9 protein-coding genes are annotated in these 12064 nt (G+C 37.3%); 6 read left to right on the plus strand and 3 right to left on the minus strand.

All coding sequences use genetic code 11. The features are described from left to right. The first annotated feature begins 19 nt into the window (after nt 1–19). Entirely contained in the window at nt 20–1372 is a 1353-nt protein-coding gene (locus GM418_RS11820) for a transposase (RefSeq protein ID WP_217447505.1), read from the plus strand. A gap of 225 nt (nt 1373–1597) precedes the next feature. Here the strand turns inward: GM418_RS11820 and GM418_RS11825 are convergent, their stop codons facing one another. After that, nucleotides 1598–2572 carry a polyprenyl synthetase family protein gene (locus GM418_RS11825; protein WP_158866297.1) on the minus strand — a complete coding sequence of 325 codons (975 nt, stop codon included), beginning with the start codon at nt 2570–2572 and terminating at the stop codon, nt 1598–1600. A 182-nt stretch (nt 2573–2754) separates the two neighbouring features. Between GM418_RS11825 and GM418_RS11830 the strand changes: the two genes are divergently transcribed. After that, nucleotides 2755–3057 carry an ArsR/SmtB family transcription factor gene (locus GM418_RS11830; protein ID WP_158866299.1) on the plus strand — a complete coding sequence of 101 codons (303 nt, stop codon included), beginning with the start codon at nt 2755–2757 and terminating at the stop codon, nt 3055–3057. Nucleotides 3058–3114: 57 nt separating this feature from the next. Here the strand turns inward: GM418_RS11830 and GM418_RS11835 are convergent, their stop codons facing one another. Beyond that, entirely contained in the window at nt 3115–3813 is a 699-nt protein-coding gene (locus GM418_RS11835; RefSeq protein WP_158866301.1) for a DNA alkylation repair protein, read from the minus strand. A gap of 123 nt (nt 3814–3936) precedes the next feature. Between GM418_RS11835 and GM418_RS11840 the strand changes: the two genes are divergently transcribed. The 4 genes from GM418_RS11840 to recO are packed head-to-tail and all read left to right on the plus strand — an operon-like array spanning nt 3937 to nt 10608. Beyond that, nucleotides 3937–6939: a YfhO family protein gene (locus tag GM418_RS11840; protein ID WP_158866303.1), complete on the plus strand. Its 3003-nt coding sequence runs from the start codon at nt 3937–3939 to the stop codon at nt 6937–6939. Nucleotides 6940–6972: 33 nt separating this feature from the next. Then, complete coding sequence (locus GM418_RS11845; RefSeq protein WP_158866306.1) at nt 6973–7548, plus strand: non-canonical purine NTP diphosphatase; 576 nt, start codon at nt 6973–6975, stop codon at nt 7546–7548. Nucleotides 7549–7566: 18 nt separating this feature from the next. Continuing rightward, entirely contained in the window at nt 7567–9876 is a 2310-nt protein-coding gene (gene porZ, locus GM418_RS11850; RefSeq protein WP_158866308.1) for a type IX secretion system anionic LPS delivery protein PorZ, read from the plus strand. Between the two features lie 6 nt (nt 9877–9882). Further along, the gene (gene recO, locus GM418_RS11855) at nt 9883–10608 is read left to right on the plus strand and encodes a DNA repair protein RecO (RefSeq protein WP_158866310.1); all 726 of its coding nucleotides are present in this window, start codon (nt 9883–9885) and stop codon (nt 10606–10608) included. A gap of 5 nt (nt 10609–10613) precedes the next feature. Here recO and amrB read toward each other — a convergent pair whose 3' ends face one another. Beyond that, nucleotides 10614–12038 carry an AmmeMemoRadiSam system protein B gene (gene amrB, locus GM418_RS11860; RefSeq protein ID WP_158866313.1) on the minus strand — a complete coding sequence of 475 codons (1425 nt, stop codon included), beginning with the start codon at nt 12036–12038 and terminating at the stop codon, nt 10614–10616. Nucleotides 12039–12064: the final 26 nt, after the last annotated feature.

The raw sequence follows: 12064 nt of genomic DNA on the forward strand, positions 1-12064 counted from the left end.
ATTTTCAAAATCCTTAATTGTGAAAGTACAAAGAATTTATGAAACGCCCCTTGAAATTAATTTTAATTCACCACGTCAGGAATTTTCTCTTTACTGGAAATCATTTTTAACATCTGAAATTGGTAAACTCTATGTCTCCTTACCCTGGGATGATTTAGTCCGGCATTTTAAAATCAAAGAAAATAAGAAAGGACCTTCCCGTTTTTTTAGTCCCGGGGGAATGATTGCATTGATGTTCCTTAAGTCTTATGTGGGGTGTTCAGACCGAAAACTAATTGAGCACTTAAACGGCAATATCCACTTTCAGCTTTTTTGTGACATCTGGCTACAAGGTGAAAGGCTTACCAATTATAAAATTGTCAGCCAGATACGTACTTTTTTGTCATCAAGGTTAGCTATTAGTGAAGCTCAAAAAATATTGGCAAAACATTGGAAACCCTTTATTGAACATCCCAACATTATGCTTACCGATGCAACATGTTACGAAACTTCGATGCGTTACCCAACCAATATAAAACTACTGTGGGAAAGTGTAGACTGGTGTTACGGTCAATTGAAATTAAGCTGTAAGTATTTAAAGATACGAACACCCCGAACCAAATATCTCAAGCAAAAAGAAAGGTATAGTCACTACAGCCGAAAGCGCAGGAAATCGAAAAAGCAGCGTAGAATACTTACCCGGAGCCTGCTGCACTTACTGGGGAAATTATTGTTTTTACTGGAAGAAACCCAGCAGAACTATCTTTATGAATTTACCATGCCAGCCAGATATTATCGCCAAATCAAAATAATTACCACGGTATTATCTCAACAACAAGAAATTTTTGATACAGGTAAAAGTGTACCCGACCGTATAGTCAGCCTTTCAAAAGCTTATATCCGGCCAATTGTACGAGGAAAAGAAGTTAAACCTGTTGAATTTGGAGCCAAGGTAAATATGATACAATTTGGAGGGATTAATTTTATCGAGCACATAAGCTTCAGCGCTTTTCATGAGGGGATAAGGCTTAAGCAATCTGTGCGTTACGGTCGCCAGCTGGTAGGTAAACCAACACACCTTTCGGGCGATGATATTTATGCCACCAATGCCAACCGCACCTGGTGCAGGAAAGAGAATATCATCCATGGGTTTAAACGAAAAGGAAGGGCAGGAAAACATGAACAGCACCGGAAAATACTTCATTCTGTACTTCGTAAAGAAAGAGCCACGCGAATGGAAGGAAGCTTTGGAACAGAAAAAGAACACTACGGCTTAAAGAAAATAAGGGCCATGACCCGGAAAAATGAAGAACTCTGGATTTTCTTTGGTGTACATACAGCAAATGCAGTTAGGATAGCCCGAAAAATGGCGCTCCAAAAACAAGCTGCCTAAAATCAAATCAATTTATTCAAAATCTTTAGGCAAATGGGAAAACTATGCCCAATTCCGGCCTTTTTTCGTCATAAAATCAATCGACACAAAAAAAAGAGATTCTTTTATCAAAATCGGGAAAAAATATCAAGGAGATTTTACCCGATTTTGTCCGAAGACCTTTACTGCTGAAGGTGCCTTTTTAAGAAGGTAATGCAGCATTTGGTGGCTTCCAACAAAGGCAGGCTATTTTTTGCGGGTAGTTATATAATTCATCAATTCGATCAAAGATTTCCGTGCATCGTTGTCTTCAAATTCCATTAAGCCCTGAATGGCTTTATCCTTAAACTCCTCCATTTTTTGGGTTGCATAATCCAAACCGCCTTTTTCTTTAACCAATTCGATGAGTTCTTTTATTACGGTGGTATTTTTATTTTTTCGTTTAATAAGCCTGAGAATCCGTTTTCTTTCCGACGAGTCGGAATGATTCAGGACATATAAGAGTGGCAGCGTAATTTTTTTTTCTTTAATATCGTTTCCCGTAGGTTTCCCAATTAAACCTTTTGATTGATAATCAAAAATGTCGTCTTTTATTTGAAAGGCAATACCGGCGTCTTGCCCGATGCGGTACATTTTTTCATGAATTTCTTCATCGTCGCTTGCTGAGGCCGCGCCAATGGCCATACTCGTTGCAATTAACGATGCAGTTTTTTTTCTGATAATTTCGAAGTATGTTTCATCGTCAATATCCAGTTTCCTGCTTTTTTTTACCTGAAGGATTTCTCCTTCGCTCATATCCTGCACAGCACGCGAAATGAGATGAAGAAAGTTATATTTTTTATTTTCCAGTTGAAGAAGAAGCCCTTTTGCCAAAATATAATCACCTACCAAAACAGCCAGTTTGTTTTTCCAAAGCGCTTTTACTGAAAAAGTTCCGCGTCGTTCATACGATTCGTCAACCACATCGTCGTGCACCAGCGTAGCCGTATGAAGCAGTTCAACGGAACAAGCTGCCAACTGGGAGAACTCGTTGGTTTTGCCTACCAGCTTTGCTGAAAGAAATACAAACATCGGGCGCAGCTGTTTGCCCTTTGTGCGGTATAAAAAATTAAGAATGGTGCCAAGAAGGGGAATGTCGCTTTGTAACGATTTTTTGAAATAAGGTTCAAAATCCTTTATTTCCTGTTCAATCGGAAGTTTGATTCTTTCTATTGCTGACATTAAATGTATATCCCCAATGTTAATTAAAAAAACGAACATAGAATAAATTCGTTTAATTCCGGCAGATTTTATCAAAAAAAAGCTTAATTTTTCTAATATTATTCAAAATTATTTCAAATAAAATATTTAGCATAGTATTATTCTTAAATATTTATATATTTGCATTCGTAAAGAAATTGACGATGTTAGAAATCAAGGAGTTAGATATCGATAAATTGGAGATGGCAGCGAGTATGCTAAAAGCTATGGCACACCCGATGCGTATTGCTATTCTTAAACACCTTGAAGGAGGTAAACGTTTGACTGTTACCGAAATTCATGAGTTGTTGGGGATTGAGCAGTCTACTACTTCGCATCATTTGGGAATCTTGAAAGACAAAGGAGTTTTGTGCTCAAAGCGTGAAGGGAAAAACACATTTTATTATCTGAAGTATGAGGTTTTAAGCCAGATTGTTGAATGTGTGCACTCTTGTACATGTGAATAATAAAAACTTACAACATATATTAATGCCGCTTTGGAAATTGGTTCCGGCGGCATTTTTTTATCCGTTCTTTCTCCCTGTTTCCAGTTTTGTATAAACTTCTCTGCGAACCCGGCCAGCCAGTTCTGAGTCGTATTTTTCCATAAATTCTTTTACAGCGGGTTTATCGCTTTTCGATAGTTCACGTAATGCCCAGGAAAGCGCTTTAACAATCATATCATCACGGTCGTCAACTACTTTTTCACAAATCATTAATGTGCGTTTTGTATCACCGGTTCCACCCCGGGCAACTCTGTTCAGAGGTACAGTCGAAACAATTGCTGTTCTTCTCCACCAGCGGTTTTCAGAGTTAAGCCATTTCAAAACATCATTGTCATTTATTTGCTTATTCCGCCAGGCCCAGCCCGAAAGCATGACACTGAAAGCGTCAGTAGTAGCCCAATTGTCGATGTTTTTTCCCAGGTATTCCAAATTGGCCAAATTGAGTTGTTTTAATGCATTTTTGTTTTTCCAAAGTAGCTCAAAAGCTACCTGGTTGGCTTCAAATACTCTTGTGTCAACCAGTTCTTTGGCAAAACTTGTAAGTTCTTCGGGAGTCCATTTTTTAATTTCAACCCACCAGTTTTTTATTAACTCACGCATTGCAGGGGCTCTTACACCCAGATATTTCATTGATGTGGGAAACATTGTTTTGTAAGCTTCCTGTCGCGCCGGGTCGGCAACCGATTTTAGTTCCGAAATAATTGTGCCTGTTTTCATTTGAAATTGGTTTTACCAAAGTTTCAAACTTTTCAAAATAAATAGCAATAGTTTTTATTTATTTTTACCTCAAATTCAGAAAATGTTAGCTAACATTTTCTGTCTGGAAATTTAGTCGTCCTTATGAAAAAAAAAGAATACCTGCTTTTTGTTCTGGTTGTAATTGCTGCATTTTGGCAGATTTTTTTCCTTCAAAATGGAATGAAGTGGGACTTTGTGGATGCCTTTTTACCATCGCGTTATTTTTTTTCTGAGTCGGTTTTAAATAATCAGTTTCCGTTGTGGAATCCATATTTGTTATACGGTATACCTGTTTTTGCTGACCTGGTTTCTGTTTTTAACCCCGAGTTTTGGATTGTCGGCAATTTGTTTGCTTATTCGAATATTACGTTACAATATATTTTTCTGACCTACATTCTTATCGCCGGTATTTCATTCAATTATTTCTTGAAACAGTTTAGTGTTGATCAAAAATTGTCGTTGGCATTATCAGTCGCATACATGCTTTCAGGATTGAGCATCGGAAATGCACAACATATTGCCTTTGTATACAGCTATGCGATAGTTCCGTTTGTAATGGCTTCTTACTTTTCTTTTCTTCACAGCTTGAGCAGGCATAACTTTGTTCGTTTGTCCATCTCTTTGTTTCTGATAATTTTTGGCGGCTATCCCGGGTTTACAATTATTCTTGGTTATTTTTTGTTGAGCATTTTCCTGTTTTTTCTTGTTCAAAATTGGCCGGACAAAAACTATCTTAAAAAGTTGTTTGGATATCATTTGTTGTTGATTATTACTGTTGTTCTTTTCAGTTTGGTTTTGATTGTTGCCTATTTCCAGGGTTTACCGTTCTTAAGTCGTTATGGCGGGCTGCCGCTTCATTTGGCGCAAAAACATTCGTTTACTTTTCAATCGCTCATTTCTCTCATTTTGCCAATGGCAACCGGCGCTGACATTGGTTATTTCCAAACAGATCAATCCATGTCAAACGCCTATTTTGGTATCATTAGCCTGGTTTTGTTTTTGTTCGCTTTAATCAAAAAAATACGCCGGAAAGAATCATACATCGTTCTGGGTTTTGGAATTTTTGCTTTGCTTGTTTCTTTTGGCGAACAGTTTTTTTTACGCGAATTTTTGTATCGCTATTTTCCTTTGATGGATATGTTTCAATATCCTTCAATTTTCAGAGGGTTTGCCATCTTTGGATTTTTGGCTTTTGCAGGGATTAATTTGAAAAATTTTGAATTCAGAAAAGTCGAGCGAACCTTGTTGTCTGCAATCTCTGCAGGAGTTATTTTGTTGATTATCGTATTGGTTTTTCGTGCGTTCACTCAAGTAGAAGACCTTGCGTATTTTCAATCGGGTATTGGCTTTACAGAGAAACTTTTTGCAGCCACACGTTTCGATAATATTATTTTACAGGGAACGATTCAATTCGCGATTTTGATCGTTTTTTTACTGTTGCTTTGGAAAGTGAAGGATATTCGTATGTTTTCAACAGCGGTGGTATTTCTTTTTGTTTTTGATGGAATTATTTCCACACAACTAAATATTCATTACACGGTAACAGGCAAAACAAATCCGGTGGAATTTTATCATTATTTGAAATCCTCACCAAAAGGATTTCCTGTTCCGGAGTTAAAACCGATCGGAGAAAATTCAGATAAGCGCGCGCAAAATGATTTTTTATGGATGAACAACAATGTTTTTCCAAAGAAAGTAACTTTTGATGGGTTGGTCTCTTTCAAACTCGATGGTTATGCTTTTCTTTCCGATACCTACCCCGCGTTGCTGAAGGCCATTAAAAAAGAGCCGCTTGTGTATTTATCGGGAGATGTTCGGCCAAATTCAAAGGTTCAAAACTTTACTTCAAAAACCGTTTTTCTTTCACAAACAGACTACTCAAAACTACAAGGGAGAAATATCAGGCCGGACGATGATTCTCATTTAAAAATACGTGCTTTTTCTCCAAAAGAAATCGAAGTGAAAACACAAACTTCATCTCCGCAGTTATTGATTTATCAGCAAAATTATTTTAACGGATGGCAAGTATTTATTGATGGAAAGCAGCAGGATTTATTAAAAAGTAATTATGCCCACTTAGCGGTTTTTGTCCCTTCAGGAGAACATACTGTTGTTTTTAAATTTGAGAACAGACTCATCAAATATGCCTTTGTTTTTAGCTATCTGGTTTTTTTTGTCTTAATTGGCTGCCTGGTTAATTATGTTATAATTAAGCGGCCAGAAAGAAGGAAAAATATAGTTTTCATATTGTTGTCGGGAGTAGCAATTTTTATTGCAGGTAGTTTGCTGAATCGACATTTCTACAAAAAAAATGCAAAGGGGCTTTCTCCGGTTATTGTTGAGAAAACGGAACAATGGCGGCATGATTATGCAGATGATATAAAAGTTCTTTTAAGTACGCAAAATTCAGAATTAATCGAAATTGTTCCAGCCGATACAGTTTTTTTTGTGGATGAGAAAACCAATATTGCCCGTTTTAGCCGCTTTTTGGAAAATTCAGAAAGCAGGTTTTTTGTTTTTGCCTGGCAAGGCAGCATTATTGATAATAACTTAAAGGAACTTTTATATTCATTTTATCCTGAAATTGTGGAGCAAAGTATTGGAAATAACTCGGGGATTATATTGGCTGAAAAGAGAAAAACAGAATTTGGCTATACATTTTATCAAAATTTTGAAAAACAAGGAGATGACAACTGGACAAAAGACAGGAACAGGATAAAAAGGGATTCAGTTTCAGGTAACCATTCTTATTCTTTTAGTATTTCAGAAGAATGGGGGCAGGTGATTGAAAAATCTGTGGAAGGTCGATTGTTAGACCTGAAAGAAATAGTTGTTGTTTCAGATATTTTGTTTGAATCGGAATTAAGTAAAACATTAGTTGTTATTTCTGCCGAACGCGGAGGGAAAGCATATTTGTATGAAGTTTTAGATGTTTCTGAATTTGTGGATGAGGCAGGTCAGTGGCGGAGAATAGCATTTTCGGTCGATATGGGTTCAGGATTAAAGGAGGGAGACAGCATTAAAATCTATTTTTGGAATATTGAAAAAGTCCTCTTTCAAATTGATAATCTGAAAATGAAATATGTTTTCAACCATCCGGACTAAATTCTCTTAATTTTTTACTTTTACCTAAAAAAAATGGAACTCGTATTTGCTACAAATAACAAACACAAACTGGAAGAATTGCAGGCCATTTTAGGCGATCGCTTTAAATTATTGAGTTTAAAAGACATTGGTTGTGATGAAGAAATTCCTGAAGAACAACCAACATTGGAAGGAAACGCCCGGCAAAAGGCAATGTATGTTTTTGAAAAATATGGTTATTCCTGTTTTGCTGATGATACAGGGCTTGAAATAGAAGCGCTGGGAGGTGAACCGGGAGTATATTCTGCCCGTTATGCCGGCGAGGATAAAAATGCCAATGCGAACATGGACAAAGTATTGGATAAAATGACCAAAATAAAACGACGGAATGCCCGTTTTAGGACTGTAATCTCGTTGATAACAGAGGGTGAAGAAAAACAATTTGAAGGCGTTGTTGAAGGTACAATCTTAACAAAAAAAAGAGGAGATTCGGGATTTGGTTACGATCCGATTTTTCAACCCGACGGATATAAAAGAACATTTGCGGAAATGAAACTTGAAGACAAAAACAAAATCAGTCACCGCGGCAGGGCAGTAGAAAAATTGGTTAACTATCTTCAATCGCAGTAATTAATGACCAAATTATACATGAATAGAATATTTTTACTTATTGTTTCGCTTGTTTTTGTTTTTCAAACACAGGCACAAAGATCCGGTGGAAGCTGGCAGGATTATCTTTCGTATGCGAATGCCAAAAAAATTGCAGTTGCCGGTGAAAAAGTTTATTGTCTTTCGGAGGGTGGTTTGATTTATTACGACTTACAGGATAATAGTATAAATAGGATTGCTGACGTCGCAGAACTCTCCGATTTTGGTATCAATACCATTTCATATAGCGAAGAAAACGAAATTCTTCTTATTGTTTATGATAATTGTAATATCGACTTGCTTGAGGGAACAACGGTTAGAAACATATCGGATCTGGAGCGAAAGCAAATAACCGGTGAAAAAGCAGTTAATAATATTTCCTTTATTGGTGACGAGGCTCTTTTGGCGTGTAGTTTCGGAATTGTGGTTTTGAATCTTGACAGGAAAGAAGTGAAGGATACCTATATTATTGGAGAAGGTGGAACCCATTTGAATATAAATGACGTTGAAATTTTGAATGATTCAATTTATGCGGCGACCGATAACGGAATACTAAAAGCTTACAAAGAAGATAATTTACTGGATTATACCAGCTGGGTCTATCTTGAAAATATTCCTCAGTCAACAGGGAAGTTTAATTTTTTGGAAATGCATGCAGGTAAACTTATCGCAAATTATACTCCAGAAGAATGGTATGCTGATGAGATGTATGCTTTTGATGGTGAAAGCTGGACTCCGTATCAGACGGGTATCAAATATATATATGATATTCAGGAAAATAATAATTACCTGACCATTGCAAGCAGGGAAAATGTTTTTATCGTTGATAGCAATAATAATATTGTTAAAAGGATAAATAATTATCAGATTAGTGACCAGCAGATTTCTGCTATTCAGCCCAGAAGTGTTGGAATGACATCGGATGGAAACATTTGGATAGCCGACTATGAAAATTCACTGGTAAAAGTTGCCGGTGAAAGTTTTGAAGCAGTTCAAATAAACGGCCCGATGGATAATAATGTTTTCTCTTTGCTTCATACCGGAACAAACCTGTGGATTATGCCTGGTGCACAGATTGGTTGGATTGAACCCCATTTTCAAAAGTTTGGGAATGACCAGTGGAGTTATTTTTCGAATGCAAATCATTCTGAGTTGGATGGTTTTTTTAACATTATTTCGGTTGCTGTCGATCCTTCAGATGAAAATCATTTTTTTATTGGCAGCTGGGGTGGCGGACTTTTGGAATACAAAAACGACGAATTCGTTGAACGTTACACCAATCGTAACAGTCCGTTGGAAAGCGCATTACCCCAGCAGCCCGATGAACCGTATGTAAGAGTTGATGGAATAGCGTTTGACTCAGACGGAAATTTATGGATTTCGAACTCAGAGGTAAGCAATAATTTACATAAACTTTCTGCCGATGGCAGCTGGGAGTCGTTTGAATTGCCCGAAGCAGCTAATGATTATAATCTTGGCGAAGTAATTGTTACTGAAAATAATGATAAATGGATTGTTGTAAGAGGACATGACCTTTACGTAGTTAACAGCAGCGGGACTGAAAAAATATACCTTCCTGTTACGGCTTACTTTAACAACGGCGATTATGAAGAGTTTAACCGGATGAACGACGTTTATTCCATTGCAGAAGATGATGAAGGCGACATCTGGGTGGGAACAACAAAAGGCGTAGCTGTTTTTTCCAACGCTTCCAGAATTTGGGACTCCGAAACATTTTATGCAACTCAACCTAGTCTGGATTTAAATGACGGATTATTTAATCCGCTTTTGGAAACTGAAACGGTGACTGCAATTGCGATAGATGGCGCTAACAGAAAGTGGCTTGGAACATCCGGTTCAGGTGTTTACCTGGTTTCTGAAACAGGAGAGGAAGAAATATTACATTTTACAGAAGATAACAGCCCGTTACTTTCAAACAATATTACAGCAATTGCAATCAATCCAAATACCGGGGAAGTTTTTTTTGGTACAGATGAAGGATTAATTTCCTATCAGGGCGATGCAACCGGAGGGAATGACGTGTATAAAAATGTATATGTATATCCAAATCCGGTTCGCGAAACCTATAACGGACAAATTACAATTACCGGTTTGATAGCAAATACTGATGTTAAAATAACTGATATCACCGGAAACCTGGTTTATCAAACAGAATCGTTGGGCGGGCAGGCTGTGTGGGATGGAACAAATTTAAACGGGCACCGGGTGAAAACCGGTATTTATCTTGTACTATGTAATGACGAAACGGGGGAGCAAACGCACATCACAAAGCTTTTATTCATTAATTAAATAATAATGCTGGCCTCGACAGAAGGTATTGTTTTACGCTTGATTAAGTATGGCGAAAGTAGTGTTATCGCTACTATTTTTACACGGGAGTTTGGCCGGCAAAGTTTTATTATAAATTCGGTCAGAAAAAAGAAATCAAAAACAAAAGCCGGATTTTTACAGCCGCTTTTTCTTGTCGATTTGGTAACTTATCAGAAACAAAGCAGGGAAGTTCAGCGAACAAAAGAAATTAAAAATACACCGGTTTATCAAAATATTCCTTTTGATATAGTAAAATCAACACAAGCGGTTTTTTTAGCTGAAATGCTTTACAAAACCATTAATGAAGAAGAAAGTTATCCGGAAATGTTCGATTTTATAAAAAATGCCTTGCTGCTTTTTGATTTTATGGAAAAGAACCTGGCTAATTTTCATTTGTATTTTTTGTATCGTTTAACTGAATACCTTGGATTTTTTCCCGACACTACCCGGCAGGCTTTTGAAAATTGGTTTGATTTAAAAAAAGGTACTGTTGTTCCTTATGAACCTTCTCATCCCTTGTTTATGAACAAGGAAGTTACAGCGTATTTCTGTACCTTGTCAACCTTAAAGTTTCACGAAATTGCTGAACTTAAAATTCCGCGTAGAATCCGGGAAACTCTCCTGGAAAAGTTAATTGAGTACTATAATTTGCATTTTGAACATCTGGGAGAAATAAAATCATTAAAAGTTTTACAGGAGGTTTTTGAATGAGTAACTTATCCTTTGAAAATAGCGGCTTCGTAGGTAAATAATTCGGCTGTTTTCCATCCTTCCCAGCCAAGGCCTGCTTTGTCGCGTGAACAATGTCCAAGAAACTTTTCCAAATCCCAGTCGGTTTTTTTTGCTACCTGTGGCAAAAATGTGCCCGTGTTTAGCCCCTTTTTAATATAAATGCCGTGCTTTCCCAATTCTATTTCATCAATAGACTTTATTTTTTTGAGAGGAGTAAGAACTGAGATTTCCAGTTGCATATTGTTTAGTTCTTTTTCCTGTAAATTTTCAAAACGGATGTCGCATGCCGCAGAAACTGCCATAGATTGCACCATTTCGTTTAATGTTTTTGTTCGGGCAAAGCCACCGATACATCCTCTTAATTCATTGTTTATGTAAATACTCACAAAAGCGCCTGCAATTTCATTTAAAATCCCCGTGGAACCCGATGGGACAGTTTTTGCCTTTTCTCCGGTTTTAATAAAATGGTTTATAGCAGTCCGTGCTTTCTCAAGAAGTTCTGATTTTTCCTCGTCGGTAATATAAAGCTCCTCGTTTTTTTTATAGCAGGCCAATGCCCAATATCCTACTACCTGGTTTTTGTCGCCATATATTTCTGCATCACCTGAGTTTTTATATTCAATTTTTTCATAAAGAAAATTTTGGCTTTCTGTCAGGTAGAGCAAGGTAAGAACCGAAGGCCAGCTACAAAGCGGAGTAGAAAGATTGGTTATATTTTGGGTTTTATGTTTGTCTAAAATAGTTAGTAATTCTTTTGGATTGTTGCCGCAAATGGCTTGCGCAGTAAGAAAATCAATTTTGTTGGCATCAGCGTATGCCGGATAATGTGAAAAGTCGGTGCTGAAAACAAACAGGTTCTCCTGATTAAAAAAGGGTTCTAACGCGCTTGCCAGATGTTTGCAAACGTCCGGATCGTGTGTTCCGATAATAATGGGAATAAGCATAAATTTATTACCCAGTTTGTATTGAAGTAGTGGCAACTGAACTTCAAGACTGTGTTCCAGCTCATGTGCTTCGTTTTTTTCTACAATTACCTTTGAAGAACGAATGAGTTGATTCGCAAGTCTGATATCTACATCAATTTCGCCCAGCGGCGTTTCGTAATTACCGGCGTTGTATACAGCTCCTCCGTTAAAATGATACCGGTGACTTGAAGCAATTATAAAAACCCTTTTATATGAGCTGTTTTCGGGAATTTGGTTAAATGCCGATGCGGCAACTTCACCACTAAAAATATATCCGGCATGGGGTGAGACTAAAGCCTGCAGTTGATAAGGCGTATCTTTTCGTTTTTTGGCAGCAGGAAACAGATGTTCAAGTTCTGAGCGAAGTTTTTGTTTTGTGCCGGGATAAAACCTTCCGGCAACAGCAGCCTCTCTGTTTTTGTATTTTTGTAGCCGGTTTTTCATTGGTGTAATTTACGAAAAATGGCTAA

Origin of the sequence: Maribellus comscasis (assembly GCF_009762775.1) — a bacterium.
Classification (GTDB): domain Bacteria; phylum Bacteroidota; class Bacteroidia; order Bacteroidales; family Prolixibacteraceae; genus Draconibacterium; species Draconibacterium comscasis.